The 16134-nt window shown below is 63.1% G+C and carries 16 protein-coding genes and 1 pseudogene; 6 read left to right on the plus strand and 11 right to left on the minus strand.

The window, feature by feature from the left end:
* Positions 1-96 precede the first annotated feature (96 nt).
* Positions 97-1005 carry a DMT family transporter gene (locus tag NKI01_RS22890; RefSeq protein ID WP_023719842.1) on the plus strand — a complete coding sequence of 303 codons (909 nt, stop codon included), beginning with the start codon at positions 97-99 and terminating at the stop codon, positions 1003-1005.
* A 198-nt stretch (positions 1006-1203) separates the two neighbouring features.
* On the opposite strand, the gene NKI01_RS22895 is transcribed toward NKI01_RS22890, so the two are convergent.
* Positions 1204-2058, minus strand: coding sequence for a LysR substrate-binding domain-containing protein (locus tag NKI01_RS22895; protein WP_352548981.1), 855 nt, complete (start codon positions 2056-2058; stop codon positions 1204-1206).
* A 114-nt stretch (positions 2059-2172) separates the two neighbouring features.
* On the opposite strand from NKI01_RS22895, the gene NKI01_RS22900 reads away from it, so the two are divergent.
* Together NKI01_RS22900 and NKI01_RS22905 are read left to right on the plus strand one after the other, a co-directional pair.
* Positions 2173-2580 (plus strand): tautomerase family protein, encoded by a 408-nt coding sequence (locus NKI01_RS22900; protein WP_023719843.1) that lies wholly within the window; start codon positions 2173-2175, stop codon positions 2578-2580.
* A 149-nt stretch (positions 2581-2729) separates the two neighbouring features.
* Positions 2730-4952 (plus strand): AMP-binding protein, encoded by a 2223-nt coding sequence (locus NKI01_RS22905; protein ID WP_023719844.1) that lies wholly within the window; start codon positions 2730-2732, stop codon positions 4950-4952.
* A 24-nt stretch (positions 4953-4976) separates the two neighbouring features.
* On the opposite strand, the gene NKI01_RS22910 is transcribed toward NKI01_RS22905, so the two are convergent.
* The 3 genes from NKI01_RS22910 to NKI01_RS22920 all read right to left on the minus strand — a co-directional run bounded on the left by NKI01_RS22910 (position 4977) and on the right by NKI01_RS22920 (position 6933).
* On the minus strand, positions 4977-5240 hold the full coding sequence (locus NKI01_RS22910; RefSeq protein ID WP_023719845.1) for a hypothetical protein: 264 nt from the start codon (positions 5238-5240) through the stop codon (positions 4977-4979).
* Between the two features lie 175 nt (positions 5241-5415).
* Positions 5416-6231, minus strand: a complete 816-nt coding sequence (locus tag NKI01_RS22915) for a CDP-alcohol phosphatidyltransferase family protein (RefSeq protein ID WP_023719846.1) — start codon at positions 6229-6231, stop codon at positions 5416-5418.
* A 3-nt stretch (positions 6232-6234) separates the two neighbouring features.
* On the minus strand, positions 6235-6933 hold the full coding sequence (locus NKI01_RS22920; protein ID WP_023719847.1) for a phosphatidylserine decarboxylase: 699 nt from the start codon (positions 6931-6933) through the stop codon (positions 6235-6237).
* Between the two features lie 265 nt (positions 6934-7198).
* On the opposite strand from NKI01_RS22920, the pseudogene NKI01_RS22925 reads away from it, so the two are divergent.
* Positions 7199-8064 (plus strand): annotated as a pseudogene (locus tag NKI01_RS22925) (SMP-30/gluconolactonase/LRE family protein).
* A gap of 5 nt (positions 8065-8069) precedes the next feature.
* Here the strand turns inward: NKI01_RS22925 and NKI01_RS22930 are convergent.
* The 4 genes from NKI01_RS22930 to NKI01_RS22945 all read right to left on the minus strand — a co-directional run bounded on the left by NKI01_RS22930 (position 8070) and on the right by NKI01_RS22945 (position 12348).
* Positions 8070-8417, minus strand: a complete 348-nt coding sequence (locus NKI01_RS22930; protein ID WP_352964688.1) for an antibiotic biosynthesis monooxygenase — start codon at positions 8415-8417, stop codon at positions 8070-8072.
* A gap of 88 nt (positions 8418-8505) precedes the next feature.
* Positions 8506-10392 carry an ABCB family ABC transporter ATP-binding protein/permease gene (locus tag NKI01_RS22935; RefSeq protein WP_023719850.1) on the minus strand — a complete coding sequence of 629 codons (1887 nt, stop codon included), beginning with the start codon at positions 10390-10392 and terminating at the stop codon, positions 8506-8508.
* Positions 10393-10413: 21 nt separating this feature from the next.
* Positions 10414-10788, minus strand: coding sequence for an ArsR/SmtB family transcription factor (locus NKI01_RS22940; RefSeq protein ID WP_352494862.1), 375 nt, complete (start codon positions 10786-10788; stop codon positions 10414-10416).
* Between the two features lie 60 nt (positions 10789-10848).
* Positions 10849-12348 carry a LysM peptidoglycan-binding domain-containing protein gene (locus NKI01_RS22945; protein WP_352494861.1) on the minus strand — a complete coding sequence of 500 codons (1500 nt, stop codon included), beginning with the start codon at positions 12346-12348 and terminating at the stop codon, positions 10849-10851.
* 114 nt (positions 12349-12462) lie between these two features.
* On the opposite strand from NKI01_RS22945, the gene NKI01_RS22950 reads away from it, so the two are divergent.
* On the plus strand, positions 12463-13074 hold the full coding sequence (locus tag NKI01_RS22950; protein ID WP_023719853.1) for an LOG family protein: 612 nt from the start codon (positions 12463-12465) through the stop codon (positions 13072-13074).
* 77 nt (positions 13075-13151) lie between these two features.
* Here NKI01_RS22950 and NKI01_RS22955 read toward each other — a convergent pair whose 3' ends face one another.
* Positions 13152-14069: a LysR family transcriptional regulator gene (locus tag NKI01_RS22955; protein WP_352481839.1), complete on the minus strand. Its 918-nt coding sequence runs from the start codon at positions 14067-14069 to the stop codon at positions 13152-13154.
* 118 nt (positions 14070-14187) lie between these two features.
* Between NKI01_RS22955 and NKI01_RS22960 the strand changes: the two genes are divergently transcribed.
* A complete protein-coding gene (locus NKI01_RS22960; protein ID WP_023719855.1) occupies positions 14188-14478 on the plus strand; it encodes a muconolactone Delta-isomerase family protein in 291 nt (96 codons plus the stop codon).
* Between the two features lie 54 nt (positions 14479-14532).
* Here the strand turns inward: NKI01_RS22960 and rarD are convergent, their stop codons facing one another.
* Positions 14533-15465, minus strand: coding sequence for an EamA family transporter RarD (gene rarD, locus NKI01_RS22965; protein ID WP_352481840.1), 933 nt, complete (start codon positions 15463-15465; stop codon positions 14533-14535).
* Positions 15466-15592: 127 nt separating this feature from the next.
* Positions 15593-16132: a hypothetical protein gene (locus tag NKI01_RS22970; RefSeq protein ID WP_051409686.1), complete on the minus strand. Its 540-nt coding sequence runs from the start codon at positions 16130-16132 to the stop codon at positions 15593-15595.
* Positions 16133-16134 lie beyond the last annotated feature (2 nt).

Here is a 16134-nt window from a genome sequence, read left to right on the forward strand (position 1 = left end):
CCTGTTCACCGGGGCTGCCGGTCTGCTGTTTCGATGCACGACGCCTCGATCAAGCTGACACTATGGTGTCAGGACGGGGCAGCGTAGGCTGGTGAAATGACGGAATCGCTGGACATGTCAGGCACAGTGGAAAGCGCCCGCGAACGTACCCTTGGCATCATCCTGGTCTCGGCGTCGGCGGCCGTCTTCGGCCTCACCGGCGTGCTGACCAAATCGATCCATTCCGACCCGCTGACCATCACCTGCTGGCGCGGCTTCGTCGGCTCGATCCTGATCAGCCTCTATGTGCTATGGCGCCGCCAGCGCTCCGGCGGTCGCGACAGCCTGCGGCTCGGCTGGCGCGGCTGGCTGCTGGCGATCGAGGGCGCGCTCGCCAGCATCGCCTTCATCTCGGCGTTCAAGTTCACCTTTGTCGCCAATGTCGCCATCATCTATGCCACCGCCCCCTTCGTCACCGCGCTGCTGGCCCTCCTGTTGGTCCGCGAACCGTTCCGGCTGCAGACGCTTGCTGCCGCTGCCGTGTCACTATGCGGGGTGGCGATCATGGTCTGGTCGGGCTTCGGCACCGGCCATCTGTTCGGCGACGGGCTGGCGCTGCTGATGACGATCGGCAGCGCCCTCTACATGATCATGGTGCGCACCTTCCGCGATACGCCGGTGGTGTGGGCGGGTGCGGTGTCGGCATTCCTTTTGTTCGTGCTCGGCTGGTTCGTCACCGATCCGCTGGCCGTCTCGGCCAGGGACGCATTGCTTCTAGCCACCTTCGGCTCCTCGTTCGCGCTTGCCTCGATCCTGTGGACGGAGGGCGCCCGGCTCATTCCGGCGGCCGAGTCTGGACTGCTGGGTTCGGCCGAAGTGCCATTCGCGATCCTGTTCGCCTTCCTGTTCCTGGCGGAGATCCCGCCGGCGGCCAGCATGGTCGGCGGCGCAATCGTGCTTTGCGCGGTGTTCGCTCACGCCGGCCGTGACTGGCTGATGGCCAGGCAGCGCGCAGCGGATGCATGACCAAAATCCTCGCCACGCCCGAGGGCGAGTTGGAGGTCCGATCACGCGAAATCCGTGCCTGAAAATAAATTTTGAAAAGTCATGGAACCATCATCGGGCTCAGGCATTATGGCTGCGACGGGCCACCCCAAGTCCCCCCAAACCCCTCGGCCCGTCCTACTCAGAAGCCGACCGCAAGGTCGGCTTTTCTTTGCTGACTCAACTGGCCAAGCCCAGGTTGCCGCTGAACAACGCGGCCAGATCCTGCGCCGGCCGGTCGGCATCCTCACGCAAGCGGATGGCGAATTCGGCGACCGGCACCGGCGGCAGATCAAGATCGCGCGGCGCCTCGACGATGCCGGAATGAGCGAAGCGCGCCGTCCTCAACGTCAAAGCGATGCCAGCGTGTACCGCCGTACGCAGGCCGGCAAGGCTGGCACTGCCGGCAGCAATGCGATAGCGGCGGCCGGCCGCATCCAGTGCACTGGTCGCTGCATCGCGAAACCCGCAATGGGGATCGAGCAGCGCCAAGGGCAATTCCTCTTGGCGGGTGGCCAAGCCGTTTTGTGAGCAAAGCCAGATCATTGGCTCTTTGAGCACGCCGACTTCGTCCCGCGTCGGCGCCTGTCGCATGGCAATGGCCAGATCAAGGGTGCCGGCTTGCAAAGCCTGCGCCAGTTCGGCGGAGCGGCCGACGCGCAATTCGATCCTGACGCGCGGATGGCTGACAGCGAAGGCCCTGAGAAGCTGCGGCAAGCCGCTGTCGGCGAAATCCTGCGTCGTGCCGATGGCGACGCGCCCATCGGCATGCGCCCCTTTGAGGGCCAGCCACGCCTCGCGGTGCGCAGCAAGAATGCGCCGCGCGTGGCCGACCAGATCCTCGCCTGCCGGCGTCAGGCCACGCCCTCGCCCCTGCGGCACCAGCAGCGGTTCGCCAACTATATCCTCCAGCCGCTGCATCTGCGCGGTCACCGCCGACGGCGAGCGGCCGACGATCGACGCCGCCTGCGCCAGCGAGCCGCTATCGACGAAAGCCAGGAAAGTTTTGAGAAGGTCGGGATCGAGCGCCTGCATAATTCGATAATATCTAAGTGTTTATCAAAAACAATTCGATTTTTCTGACTCAAGAACGATGGCATGATTTTCTCGACGGCGAAGAGACGCCGCTTGAAACCGAGGAGAAGAAACATGCCGATCATCAATGTCAGCGTTACCGGCAAGCCCGATGCCGCTTTGTCCGCCGCTATTGCCAAGGAGGTGACCGAACTGACGGCCACGCATCTGCGCAAGGACGCGACGATCACAGCTGTCGCGATTTCCTATCTCGACCCCGAGCACTGGTTCGCCGGCGGCAAGTCGCTGGCCGAGCACGGCGCCAACACGGCTTGGCTCGACATCAAGGTCGTCGACGGCACCAACACCAAGCTCGAACTGGAGGCCTATCTCCAGGCAATCTTTGCAGCATTCGGCCGGCTGCTAGGCAAGGTCCATGAGGAAAGCTATGCCCTCGTGCACGAAGTGCCGGCGGCCGCGTATGGCTTTGGCGGCAAGACGCAGGAATTCCGCTTCATCAGCGGGAGGATGAAGGCGGCGTAGCTGCGATTTGTGGAGAAGGCAGCCGAGCCCACTGATAGCAGGAGAGACGGAAAAATGAAGCCGCATTGACGTTGATCCAACTTCGGCTAGGTTCTCACCCGAAGCGGCCACTGAAGAGCCGCGACGTGAGATTGTTGGGAGATGCGGCGATGATCCTGACACTGGCGCTGCTTGCGGGTCTTGTCACGGCCTGGCTGCTGATCGGCGTGGTGGAGAAGTTCCGCCTCGGCCTGCGCTTGAGCCAGGCGCTGCTCTACGTGCCGTTCAAGCTCGCCTACCGGATCAACGACGAGCGAATCAAGATTGCCCGCAAGTCGGCGGCTCCGGTCATCTACGTCGTCTGGCATCAGTCGCGCCTCGAGCCGGCATTGATGCTGTCGCTGCTGCCGGAGGACACGCTGCACATTCTCGACCCGGCTTCGGCCAGATCGCCCTGGCTGGAACCATGGCGCGAGCTTGGCCGCACCATCGCCTTCAACGCCGAGCACGTCTTCGTCAGCCGCAGACTGGTGCGGGTGCTGAAGGGCAAGGGCCGGCTCGCGGTTTACCTTCCGAATGCGGTCGAGCCCGACGTCAAGTCGTTTCGATTGTTCCGCGCCATCACCCGTATCGCCATGCAGGCCGACGCTCGCATCGTGCCGATCTTCGTTGCCGGCGCGCGCAGCCTGCCGGCGTCGCTGACGCCGGCAGACAAGGCGCCGCGCCACTGGTTCCCGCAGCTGTCGATCAGCGCGCTGGAGCCGATGACCATCGCCGAGTTGGTGGCGCGGAACCCCAATCAGGCCTCCAATACCAATGCGCTGTTCGATCGCTTCGCCGAGGCCAGGCTTTTTGGCAGTGATCTCGACCGAGGGCTGTTCCTTGCCATGCGTGATGCCGCCGACCGTGTCGGCGCTTCGCACCCAATTATCGAAGACATCATCGGCGGTGCGCTGAGCTACCGGAAAATGTTTATCGGTGCCAGGGTTTTGGGCCGCCGCTTCGAGGCAATGACAGCGCCGAGCGAAGCGGTTGGGCTGCTCCTGCCCAACGCCAATGGCCTCGTGCTGGCGTTCGTCGGTGTTTTGTCGGCTGGGCGAGTGGCAGCAATGATCAACTATACCGCCGGCCCAGCGAGCGTCACCGCCGCCATCCGCACGGCGGTGATCCGCACCGTGGTCTCCTCACGCGCCTTTGTCGAAAAGGCCAACCTCGCCGACATAGTCGAGGCGGTGGAAAAGGGCGGAGCCAAACTGCTCTGGCTGGAGGATGTTCGCGCAAGCGTGACCGCGCTGGACAAGCTCGCTGCCGCCTTGCTGTGGCGATGGCCGTTGCAGCGCCAGAATGCAGCCAAGCCGGCGGTGATCCTGTTCACCTCCGGCTCGGAAGGCACACCCAAGGCAGTTGTGCTGTCGCACCGGAACCTTCTTGCCAATGCCATGCAGGCCGAAGCCCGCATCACCATCTCGCCGGTCGACATCCTGCTCAACGTGCTGCCGGTGTTCCACTCGTTCGGCCTGACCGGTGGCACCATCCTGCCGCTGGTCACCGGCGTAAAACTGTTCCTCTACCCCTCACCGCTCCACTACAAGCTTATTCCGGAGGTGGCGCGCAAGGTCCGGCCAACGGTGATGTTCGGCACCGACACGTTCCTCGCCAACTATGCCCGCACCGCCAAGGACGGCGATTTTTCCAGCCTGCGCTTTGTCGTCGCCGGTGCCGAGGCGGTGAAGCCGGAGACGCGCCGGGTTTATCGCGAACGCTTCCAGGCCGAGATCATCGAAGGTTTTGGCTTGACCGAGGCCGCACCGGTGGTCGCCGTCAACACCGCCATCCACGGCCGCGACGGCACGGTCGGGCGGCTGCTGCCGGCCATGCGCATGAAACTCGAACCGGTCGAAGGCATTAGCGACGCCGGCCGGCTGTGGCTCGACGGGCCGAACCTGATGATGGGCTACATGACCGCCGATCGGCCGGGCGAGCTACTGCCGCTCGAAGGCTGGCACGACACCGGCGATATCGTCTCGGTCGATCGCGAAGGCTTCATCACCATTCGCGGCCGCGCCAAGCGCTTCGCCAAGATCGCCGGCGAGATGGTATCGCTTGGTGCGGTCGAGATGCTGGTGCAGTCGCTGTGGCCGGAAGAGCATCACGCCGTGGTGGCGGTGCCGGACAGACGGCGCGGCGAGCGCCTCGTCCTGGTCACCACCGCCGACAGTGCCAATCCCGACGAATTGCGCGAATTCGGCAAGAAGGCCGGGGCGGCCGAACTGATGGTACCGAACGACATCGTCAAGGTCGAGGAAATCCCGGTGCTGGGCTCGGGCAAGACCGACTATGTCTCGACAAGAAAGCTGGCGCTCGAGAGGCTGGGACTGAGCGCTGCCGCCTGAGGTTTTCCAGACCTTTCCAAAACTCTAGAGGACCACTACCGATAACAGCAGAATGACGCCGACGGCCATCATCAGCAGGCCCGGCCAATTCTGTGACAAGCCGAGAAAACGGAGCCCGCGCCGCCGCGGCTCCAGAGTCGGACCTGGTGTTGCGAGATTGGGCCTCGGGCTATCCGGCGCGGTGGAGACAGCGGCCGGCTCACTGAGCCGCCCGCGCATGATGGCTGCAACCGCCATATATACGAGGCCGGCGACAGTCAGTAATGCGCCAATGAGGATGACAGCCATTTCTCGTATTCCGATGATTCTGGGCCCGATGCGGCAGCTTGCGCGACGTTGACGATCACGAGCAGTCGCTCAAACGGACCTACCGACACAAACGGTCAGGCGCCCAGCAAGTTCCGAAAACGTGGTTTTGAAGGGCGTTCCACAGCGCCGCGTGCGAAATTGGCCACCAAATCTGTCAGCCGATGTCCGAGGACGGTACCTTCTCGCCTTCGCGCTTGGCGCGTCTGGAATAGGCGCGCACGCTGAATGGCAAAAACAGCAAATAGCCGGCAACCGAAGCCGTCAGCGTATACCAGGGATAGGTCATCAAAAGCAGGACGTAGAGGACGACTGCGAGGATGATCGGCAGCACTCTGTCGCCCGGTATCCTGACGCTCTTGCCGGAATAGACGGGCAGTCGGCTGACCAGCAGGAACGCCACCAATATTGTAAAGCCGGTGGCAATGAAGGCCGCCAGGCGGCTGGGTTCAAGGCCAAGCCTGAGGAAAAACAGATAGAGCGGCAGCATCACCAGCACCGCACCCGCCGGCGCCGGCACGCCAACGAAATATTCGGTTTGCCACTGCGGACGGTCGAGCTCTTCGTCGAGCACGTTGAAGCGGGCAAGCCTCATCCCACAGGCGATGGTAAACAGCAGCGCCGCGATCCAACCCGGCGAACCTGCCCTGTCGAGCAGAAAGGCATAAAGCACTAGCGCCGGTGCCACGCCGAAATTGACGATATCGGCCAGCGAATCCATCTGGGCGCCGAATTTGGAGGTCGCCTTCAGCATTCGCGCCAGGCGGCCGTCGATACCATCGAGGAAGGCGGCGAGCAGTACCATCACCACCGCCGGCTCGAAGCGGCCTTCGAAGCCGAAGCGGATGCCGGACAGGCCGGCGCAGATGGCAAGCACGGTGACCAGATTGGGCAGCACCATGCGCATCGGGATTTCACGGATGCGCGGGCCGCCGCCGCCATGCGCCTCGAATTTCTTGAACGGCGGGGCCACCGGTCAGGATATCCGCACGAGCGGCGTTGCGGCAACGCCGCCGAATTCCGCCAGCACCGTCTCACCGCCTACCGCCGTCTGGCCGACGGCAACGCGCGGCGTCGCCGTCGAGGGCAGGAATACGTCCACGCGCGAGCCAAAGCGGATCAGCCCGAAGCGCTCGCCGGTGCCGATGGCGCCGCCGGTCTCGGCCCAGCAGACGATCCGCCGCGCCACCAGGCCGGCGATCTGCACCGCAGCCACCGTGCCGTTGGGGCTCTCTATGACCAGCCCGTTGCGTTCGTTCTCGGTGCTTGCCTTGTCGAGTTCGGCGTTGAGGAATTTTCCTGGCCGATGCTCGATCCTGGAGATGCGGCCACGCACCGGGGCGCGGTTCACGTGGCAGGAAAAGACATTCATGAATACCGAGATGCGGGTCATTTCGCCGCCGCCGAGGCCAAGCTCGCGCGGCGGCACGGCCGGGCCGACGGCCGAGACGATGCCGTCCGCCGGGCTGACAACCAGCCGGTCGTCGATCGGCGTGACACGCTCGGGATCGCGGAAGAAATAAGCGCACCACGCGGTCAGAATGAGACCGATCCAGAACAGGGTCGAGGAGAAATAGCCAAGAAAAAGCGTCGCCGCGCCGAACGCAGCGATAAAGGGATAACCCTCGCGATGGATCGGAACGAACGCATTTTTGATCGTGTCAACGAGGCTCATGGGATGAGGGCAACCTTGGTTCCAAGTACGGCCTCAATAGCGGAAACACCCCTTCGCCGCAACGCGACAATCAGGCGGTCGGGTGTTGGCGGTCGTGCCGCCTCAGGGGCGTCCTTGGCAGCATCCGGACTACCGAAGTGGTCAACCGGAAATATGTTGATTGCGATTGTCGGCACGAAGCCCCCACGCCCGTCCTTGGCAAGACAGCGCCTCTCATCGGCCTTTCGGCCGTGACGATTTGCGCAAACCCGGAGGTTCTCGGCCCATGCAGAAATCAGCAGCCAGGCAAGCGCAAGTGGTGATGAACGGTCTGGCCTTTGGCGAGTCGCCTCGCTGTCACGATGGCCGGCTGTGGTTCTGCAACTGGGGCACAGGCCAGATCATCGCCGTTGACGCCCTAGGCAACAGCGAGATCGCGCTCATCGTGCCGGCCACCCTGCCCTACTCCATCGACTGGCTGCCGGACGGGCGGCTGCTTGTCGTGTCCGGCCGCGAAGGGCTGATCCTCAGGCAGGAGGCTGACGGGACATTGGTCACCCATGCCGATCTGAGACATCTGTCGAAGAGCCCATGGAACGAGATCGTCGTCGACGGGCGCGGCAACATCTACGTCAATGGTGGTGGGCCGGCTCCGGCTTCCGGCCAGCATTTCGGCCCCGGCACCGTCGTGCTGGTTGCACCTGACGGCTCGGCTCGGCAGGTGGCTGAGAATCTCGCCTTCGCCAATGGCATGGCAGTGACGCCCGACAACAAGACGCTTGTCGTTGCCGAATCCCACGCCAACCGGCTGACCGCCTTCGACATCGCTGCCGATGGCCACCTTTCCAATCGGAGAGTCTGGGCCAATCTTGGCAACGGTTTTCCCGACGGCATCTGCCTCGATGCCGAAGGTGCCGCCTGGTACGCAGACGTTCCGAACAGGCATTGCGTGCGGGTGCGCGAGGGCGGCACAATGCTCGAAAGCGTCGACGTCGATCGCGGCTGTTTTGCCTGCATGCTCGGCGGCAGCGGGGAAAAACGCTGTTCATCGTGGCCGCCGAATGGCGCGGCTTCGAACATATGATCAGCGATGCCCGTACCGGCCAGGTGCTCAGCATCGAGGCTACCGCGCCGGGAGCAGGCTGGCCATAGAGAGCTTACACCGCGGGAATCCGCTGGTAATTGGCGATATCGGCCCTGACGCCAAGTCGCGCAATGGTCTCCTGAGGATTGAAGCCGATGCGCTCATGCGCGGCCTTGATGATCGGCACGACCTTATCGACAGCGGCCTGCCCTTCCCATTCGACAATGGTCACGAGGTTGAACTCCCCCGGCCCCGAGAATTGCTCGAGCAGGAAATCCTGGACGAACCCTTGCTGCTGGCGCAGCAATTCATGCGTTATCCGGACCTTGGCAAGAATCTCCTCGCGAGCGTTGGCCGGAACGACAAACTTGTCCACCCGGAATACGCTGCCGCCACTAACTGCCTGATTTATCCCATTCATATCGATTGTCTCCGTTTTTGAACGACGCATCTTGCTACGATCCAAAACGGCCTACGATCTCAACTTAAGTTGAGGTCAAGCACGAATTTCAGCTCACCTCCGAGGTGCGGCGGCGGACGACGACGCCGAACTCGTCGCTTTCGCGGGCAATGCGCAGCCGCTCCTCGGCCTCGCTTGCCTCGCGCTGCCGGTCCCACATCGATGCATATAGGCCGCGCTTGGCCATCAAGGCGGCATGGGTGCCGCGCTCGGCGATCTGGCCGTCCTGCAGGACGATGATCTCGTCGGCCGAAATCACTGTAGACAGTCGATGGGCGATGACGAGGGTGGTGCGGCCCTGGCTGACCAGGTCCAGTGCCGCCTGGATCTCCTGCTCGGTGTGGCTGTCCAGCGCCGAGGTCGCCTCGTCGAGCATCAGGATCGGCGGTGCCTTCAAGATGGTGCGGGCAATCGCCACCCGCTGCTTCTCGCCGCCGGACAGTTTCAGCCCGCGCTCGCCCACCATTGAGCGATAGCCGTCGGGCAGCCGCTCGATGAACGGTCCGATCTGGGCCAGTTCTGCCGCCTTGCGCACATCCTCCTCGCTGGCGCCGATGCGGCCGTAGCGGATGTTGTAGGCGATGGTGTCGTTAAACAGCACCGTGTCCTGCGGCACCATGCCGATGGCGGCGCGCAAGCTCTCCTGCTTGACGTCGCGAATGTCCTGGCCGTCGATCAGAATCGTGCCACGCTGAATGTCGTAGAAACGAAACAAAAGCCGCGAAATGGTCGACTTTCCGGCTCCGGAGGGGCCGACGATGGCCACCGTCTTGCCGGCCGGCACCTCGAAGCTGATGCCCTTCAGTATCTTGCGGTTGGGGTCGTAGGAAAAATGCACGTCACGAAACTCGACCTTACCGGCATCGACGACCAGTGGCTTGGCGCCCGCCCGATCGACGATCTCGCGCTTGACGTCGAGCAGATCGAACATGTTTTCGATGTCGGTCAGGCCCTGGCGAATTTCGCGGTAGATCATGCCGATGAAATTCAGCGGCACCGAAAGCTGCATGAGCATGGCGTTGACGAAGACGAAATCGCCGACGCTCTGCGTGCCTGCCTTCACCTCGAGCGCCGACAGCACCATGACGACGGTCATGCCGATGCCGAAGATCACGCCTTGGCCGAAGTTCAGCCAGCCAAGCGAGGTCCAGGTCCTGGTCGCCGCCACCTCATAGCGCGCCGTGGAACGGTCGAAGCGCTCGGCCTCCATGGCTTCGTTGTTGAAATATTTGACTGTTTCGTAGTTAAGCAGCGAATCGATCGCCTTCGTGCTGGCTTCATTATCGCTGTCGTTCATCTCTCGGCGGATCGAAATACGCCAATCGCTCGCCCTGACGGTGAACCAGACATAGAGCCAGACCGTGACCGCGATCACCAGCACGTAAAGCCAGCCATAGGTGACGGCGAAGATGCCGGCGGTGAGCGCGAATTCGACAATCGTCGGCGCCGTCGCCAGCATGGTGAAGCGGACGATCGTCTCGATGCCCTTGGTGCCGCGCTCGATGACACGCGACAGGCCGCCGGTGCGCCGTTCGAGGTGGAAGCGCAGTGACAATTCATGCATGTGTACGAAGGTGCGGAAGGCGAGCCGGCGCACGGCATGCTGGCCGACCCGTGCAAACAGGGCGTCGCGCAACTGGTTGAAGCCGAGCTGCACCAGCCGCACGGCATTGTAGGCGACGACCAGCATGACCGGCGCTAGCAGGAAGGCCGGCAGCGGCGGCGGAGATTTGGCGTCGCCGGCCAGTGCGTCGGTCGCCCATTTGAAGAAATAGGGTCCGGCCACCAGGGTCAGCTTGGCGGCAACCAGCAGCACGGTTGCCCACACCACCCGCGCCCTCAGGTCGGCGCGGTCGGCCGGCCACATATAGGGCCAGAGATTGCGCAACGTTCTGAAGGTCGAGCCGGAATCGGCGGAAACGGTTTTCTCGGCCATTCTTGTCTACCTTTTTATATCTTAGCGGCCGGAGCAGCAGGAATCGACCAGCGCGGCCAGCGACGCGGAAACATCGGCGAGCGCAGCACGGTCGAGCTCATAGCGCGAGCGCTGGCGGTCAGGCTCGAAGCGGATAAGCCCGGCTTCGACCAGAATCTTCAAATGCTGGGAAACGGTGGACTGCGCCAGGTCGAGATGCTCGACGACCTCGCGACAGCAGCAGGAACGGCTTGCGGAAAGGTGTTTGAGAATTTCGATCCGCGCCGGATGCGAAAGGGCCGCGAGCCGGACAGCGACGGAGCGGCTATCCGGCGTACAGTTGGCCGGCGTGCAGTTGGCCGGCGCGTGTTCATCTGCCGCGCGGCGTCGGTCCGTTACGAGAGAGGATTCGGTCATCGTCCATCGGCGATAAACGATGACTGGCCCTGCCGCAAGCTATCCTGATGGGCAGAACGGCTACTCAGTCTTGACTGGCGCCGTCGTCATCTGGTCGCCCATTGCCTTGAGATCGGCGGGCTCGCCTTCTTTCGATTTCTCCGGCACCTTGAACACCTGCCCCGGCCAGATGCGGTTCGGATTGCTGATCTGGTCCTGGTTGGCGAGATAGATGGTCGAGTAGCGCATGCCCTGGCCATAGACCCGCCGCGAAATCCGCCACAGCGTGTCGTGGCGGCGGATGATGACTGCGCCATTGGCATGTTCGAGCTTGGGGCCCACGGTCTCGGGAGCTTCGCCCGGAGGCGTCGCGACGGCCATTTCGGCCGGGGCCTCGGTGGCAGGAATGGGGGCAGTTGCGGGCGTTTCGGCGGCTGTCGCCGGTGCGGCTTCGGTGGCCGGAGCGTTCGGCTCGGCTGGTTTTACCTCGGCAGGCTTTGGCTCGGCGGGTGCGACGGCGGCAACCGCCTCGCCCGGCTCGCGTTCGAACGGCACGGCGGCACGAGCCACCACCGTCACCCCGTCGGCGTCGAGCGCGTCGACATGGATGGTGTAGGTGCCGACCGGGACGTCGCGTGTCGCTTCGACCAGGAAGTGGCGGTCGGGCGAGGTCTTCGCGTCGCCGAGCAGGATATCATTGGCATAGGCGCGCACCTTGCGGCCGGGATCGGCGACCCCGGCAACGAAAATCTTGTTGCCGTCGATTTCGACGGCTTCGACGACGACCTTGGGCTCCGCCGTGGAAGTAGCAGGCGCTGCCGGTGTGGCGGGCGCTGCCGGAGCCGGTGCGGCTTCAACAGCGGCCGGCGCGGCAGAAGCAGGCGCTGCTGGAACATCAGCCGCCGCGGCGGCCGGCGCTGCGGCAGCCGGCAATTCGGTGCCGGTGGCGGGTGGCTGAACGGCCGCCTGTTCGCCGGTTGGCGGCGAGGCGTCAGATTTTGCCTCAGGGGCAGGAACAGTGAGCAGTTCGGACGGCTTTCCCGGCTCCTCGACCATTGCCAGCACTTGACCGGTGGAATTCTGGGGAATCGAAACGACGGCGGTCTGCGCCGAGGCGGTCACGACATTGTCGGCCGTAGAGCGAAGCGTGATCGTATAGTCGCCGGGCTTCAGCGGATCGTCGAGAATAATGGCAAAGGCGCCGTCGGGACCGGCGACCGTCGAGCCGAGCACAGTCGAACCGTTGAGAATCTCGACCTTGGCGTTGGGCGCTGCATTGCCGGCGACGACGATCGAGCCGTTGCTTTCGACGCGCACGATGTCGAAGGTCGGCACGATCGCACCTGCAGCGGCCGGCGCGGCGGGCGTCGCCGCATCGGTGGACGCGGCGGGCGCAGACGGCAGCCGCCCCTCGGTTGCCGGAGCGACCGGTTTCGAAACCGGCGGCGTCAGCGCCGCGACTTCCGCAGGCGGGGTAGAATTGAGATACGGGTCGAGTGCGCCCGATACATACGCGGTTCCCGCCGCAGCGACGGAGCCGCCAGCCGCGAACAAAAACGCCTTCAACGGATTAATTGCCATGTTTCCCTGCCCCTTAGCCACCTAATTTCGGTCTAGCCTGTTTTGCCAAAGCCGACAAGAAAAAGCCCGCTCCGGGGCTTGACCATGCCAATAGTCCCTATCACCAATCATAACATGAACACGATTCGATCTGTCTGCGTCTATTGCGGCTCGTCCCCGGGCCGAGATGAAACCTATATCAAGGCCGGACACCTGCTTGGCCGCTCGATCGCCAAGTCCGGCCTGCGTCTGATTTATGGCGGCGGCACTAAAGGTATCATGGGTGCCGTCGCTGAAGGGGCATTAAAGGCCGGCGGCAAGGTAACGGGCATAATTCCACGTTTTCTGATCAACCGGGAGGCGACCGAAACCGCGCTTGACCGGCTCGACGAGCTCGTCATCACCGACAACATGCACGAGCGCAAACACAGGATGTTCGAGAAATCCGACGCCTTTGTGGCGTTGCCCGGCGGCATCGGCACCGTCGAGGAGATCGTCGAGATCATGACTTGGGCGCAGCTCGGACATCATCGTAAGCCGATCGTCTTCGGCAACGTCGGAGGGTTCTGGGATCCGATGCTGGCGCTGCTCGACCACATGGCAACGGAAGGCTTCATCCACACCGCGCAGCGGGTCAAGCCGCTGGTGGTCGAGGACCCGGAAGCGATCGTAGCCGCCATCATGGTGGCGGGATCCTCCGTCGATGCACCGACGGAGGGCGTGCAGTCGGTGATTGATAAAATGTAGAGTGAGTAGGGAGTAGGGAGTAGGGAGTAGGGAGTAGGGATAGACACGCGCGCCGGTTCGGAAGGTGTTGTACTTTACTATTCACTATTCACTATTAACTCCTTCATTAACTCCTTCCCTACTGCCTTCCTTAAGTCCGCGATGACCGCCCGCTTGTCCTGACGTCGCCAGGCGAGATGGATCGAGACGGTGCGTTCGAACCACGGCAGATCGCGAAACACGATCTGAGGCGGCGCGGCACTCCGCAGGCTGGCCTGCACCGTCGCCAGCCCAAGCCCGGCGCTGACCAAGCCCAACGACGTCAACGGATCGGTCGTCTCATAGGCTATGTCGGGCAGGAAACCGGCCTTCGCACAGGCGGCGAGAAATTGGCTGCGGTTGGTGTCGTCAGGCTGGCGCACCACCGTGATCCAGGTGCGTCCGTCCAGTTGCTGCGGCAGTATCTCCGCGATTTCGGCCAATGGATCGCTTTCCGGCATCGCCAGAACCAGAGGCTCGCGCATGATGAGCAAGGCGGCGATGTCGGGATCGTCGGCAGAAGGAGGCGTGTAGACGAGGCCCAGATCGAGCGATCGTTCGCGCAGCGCTTCGATCTGCGCGGCGGAACGCTGGCCCTTCAGTTGAAGATGAAATTCGGGCCGGTCGCGGCGAAACTGGCGCAGCATCCGAGCGACAAGCCCGGCATGGACCGCACCTTCGACATAGCCGATGGCGAGACGGCCGACCGTACCGCTGGCGAGATTGCGGCCGAGCTCCTCCAGCCGTCTTGCATGGGCCAGCAGCGCACGCGCCTCGGTAAGAAAGGCGCGGCCTTCGGGATTGAGATGAACACGCTGCCTCGCCCTCTCGAATAATGTGATGCCCAGTTGCTGCTCCAGCTGCATGATCTGGCGGCTGAGCGGCGACTGCGAGATGTGGAGCAATTCGGCGGCACGCCCGACATTGCCGGTTTCGGCCACCGTGATGAAATAGCGGAGCTGGCGCAGGTCGAACATTGTTGCTCCGATGCTCAAGTCCCGTGAGGTCTCAACTTTAGCCTAATCAGTCTTGGACTGTCTGGCCAGCCGAAGCGAATATTTTCGCCATTCCAACGGCCAACATCAGGAGATTCCGATGCAGTTCTTTGCCCTTCTTGTGCGCAACACCGAAAAGTTCACCGACGCCGATTTCGCGCCTCTGCTGCCCGGCGAGGCCGAGCAGCGCCGCACGCTCTATGCCGAAGGCGCCGTGCGTCAGGTGTGGAATCGAGGCGACATTCCCGGCAGCGGCATGATGTTCGAGGCCGGCAGCGATGCCGACGTGCGCAGCCATCTCGCAACCTTGCCGCTGGTCAAGGCCGGCATGATGGACATTGCCGCCGTCGTGCCGCTGCAGCCCTATCCAGGCTTCGGGCCGAAGCGCTGAGCGATCGTGAAAGAGGCGGCTGCCGGCATTAGGCCCGCCAGCCGCCTTTCTTCGTTACGCGGATCGAGCGGATGCGGCGACGGTCTTGCGCGCCGAAGAAAACATCGACCAGGAGTACATCGCCAGCGCCGCCCAGATCAGGCCGAAGGCGATGGCCTGAACGCTGCCGAAGGGTTCGCCGAAAATCAGCACCGCGATCAAAAAGACGATTGTCGGCGCGATATATTGCATGATGCCGATGGTGGAGAGGCGCAGCAGCCTGGCGCCGAACGCAAACAACAGCAGCGGCACGGCGGTGACCGGTCCGCAGCCGACCAGCAAGGCGGTGTCGTTCAAGGAGCTGGAGACGAAATGATCCTGTCCTGTGGCGATCAGGAAGACGATGTAGCCGAGCGCCGGCACCGACAGTAGCAGCACTTCGAGCAGGAAGCCCTGGCTTGGACCAATTGGCAGCGTCTTGCGGAAGAAGCCATAGGCGGCAAAGGAAAAGGCCAGCACCAGCGACACCCAGGGCAGCTTGCCAGCGTCGATGGTTAGCACCGCGACGGCGATTGCCGCGAGCACCACCGCCGCGATCTGCAGGCGGTCGAGCCGTTCGCCGAGCAGCAGCGCGCCGACAACGACGCTGACCAGCGGGTTGATGTAATAGCCAAGCGCGGTCTCGATCGTGCGGTCGACCGCGATCGCCCAGACATAGATGCCCCAGTTGACCGAGATCAGCGCCGCCGTCAGCAGCGCCATCGAAATGATGCGCGGCGAACGAACGGCCGCTTTGAAATCGGCAGTGCGGCCCGCCCAGACCAGGACGGCGGCCGCGATCGGCACCGACCAGACGATGCGGTGGGCGATGACTTCGGCCAGCGGCAGATGCGCGACAGCCTTCATGTAGAAGGGCAGCAGCCCCCAAAGCAGGTAGGCGCCGAGCGCCAGCAAGAAGCCGCGACGAGCTTTGGTATCGGCCTCGATTTGAAGTACTTGGGTAGCCATGGCCCAAGGCTATGCGCCAGCGGCCCCGGCAAGACCATCGCAAAGTTCTGATGGATCAATGGAGTCTCGCTGATGGTTCAAGAACCCGGAGTTTTCACCAGTTCATTGAAATGCGCGAAGCCCGCAGTCATTTGGTCTCGCCGGGCGCAGGCACCAATTCCATGAATTCCGCTCCAACGGTGTCGTGACGAAAGCCCGTCACGCATTCTGCCACCTCGATCGGAATATCGGCGATAAAGTCTATGGCGGCAGCACCTGCGTCCTCGCGATCCTGATCTGCGAAGCGCTCGCGGCGGATCTCCTCGAAACAGGATGGAAGGTTTCCTGTCGCTTCCAGGTTGCGCGCACCGTCTGCGCTGGTGTGTCGTATGCTCCAGACTTCGTGCCCGTCGCGCCACTGTTCGGCCCATTGCAGCATGACCGTATCGATATTGTGAACGACGACAATGTCCCTGCCCGTCGAAAGGTTAGCCAGGCGCTTCTCGTCCACCAGGTCCATGTTCACGTCGTTAAAAATGACGACAGACCAATTTTGACCAACCGTCACGCCATTGTAGTCAAAATCAAAAACCTCGTCCGATTGTCCGCTCTGAGCCAGACCGAAAGCCAGCGCTGCCTTCGCGAGTGGCAGACCATTGAATGCGACCCAGCTTATCGTGAAGCCCATTT

The organism is Mesorhizobium sp. M0815 (genome assembly GCF_040319995.1).
Classification (GTDB): domain Bacteria; phylum Pseudomonadota; class Alphaproteobacteria; order Rhizobiales; family Rhizobiaceae; genus Mesorhizobium.

What these genes read in the sequence shown, in the direction of transcription:
- NKI01_RS22970 (WP_051409686.1), bottom strand. Translation starts at nt 16,132, where the DNA reads ATGGGCTTCACGATAAGCTGGGTCGCATTCAATGGTCTGCCACTCGCG.
- NKI01_RS22900 (WP_023719843.1), top strand. Translation starts at nt 2,173, where the DNA reads ATGCCGATCATCAATGTCAGCGTTACCGGCAAGCCCGATGCCGCTTTG.
- NKI01_RS22920 (WP_023719847.1), bottom strand. Translation starts at nt 6,933, where the DNA reads ATGAGCCTCGTTGACACGATCAAAAATGCGTTCGTTCCGATCCATCGC.
- NKI01_RS22935 (WP_023719850.1), bottom strand. Translation starts at nt 10,392, where the DNA reads ATGGCCGAGAAAACCGTTTCCGCCGATTCCGGCTCGACCTTCAGAACG.
- NKI01_RS22945 (WP_352494861.1), bottom strand. Translation starts at nt 12,348, where the DNA reads ATGGCAATTAATCCGTTGAAGGCGTTTTTGTTCGCGGCTGGCGGCTCC.
- NKI01_RS22905 (WP_023719844.1), top strand. Translation starts at nt 2,730, where the DNA reads ATGATCCTGACACTGGCGCTGCTTGCGGGTCTTGTCACGGCCTGGCTG.
- NKI01_RS22910 (WP_023719845.1), bottom strand. Translation starts at nt 5,240, where the DNA reads ATGGCTGTCATCCTCATTGGCGCATTACTGACTGTCGCCGGCCTCGTA.
- NKI01_RS22895 (WP_352548981.1), bottom strand. Translation starts at nt 2,058, where the DNA reads ATGCAGGCGCTCGATCCCGACCTTCTCAAAACTTTCCTGGCTTTCGTC.
- NKI01_RS22930 (WP_352964688.1), bottom strand. Translation starts at nt 8,417, where the DNA reads ATGAATGGGATAAATCAGGCAGTTAGTGGCGGCAGCGTATTCCGGGTG.
- NKI01_RS22890 (WP_023719842.1), top strand. Translation starts at nt 97, where the DNA reads ATGACGGAATCGCTGGACATGTCAGGCACAGTGGAAAGCGCCCGCGAA.
- NKI01_RS22940 (WP_352494862.1), bottom strand. Translation starts at nt 10,788, where the DNA reads ATGACCGAATCCTCTCTCGTAACGGACCGACGCCGCGCGGCAGATGAA.
- NKI01_RS22960 (WP_023719855.1), top strand. Translation starts at nt 14,188, where the DNA reads ATGCAGTTCTTTGCCCTTCTTGTGCGCAACACCGAAAAGTTCACCGAC.
- rarD (WP_352481840.1), bottom strand. Translation starts at nt 15,465, where the DNA reads ATGGCTACCCAAGTACTTCAAATCGAGGCCGATACCAAAGCTCGTCGC.
- NKI01_RS22955 (WP_352481839.1), bottom strand. Translation starts at nt 14,069, where the DNA reads ATGTTCGACCTGCGCCAGCTCCGCTATTTCATCACGGTGGCCGAAACC.
- NKI01_RS22950 (WP_023719853.1), top strand. Translation starts at nt 12,463, where the DNA reads ATGAACACGATTCGATCTGTCTGCGTCTATTGCGGCTCGTCCCCGGGC.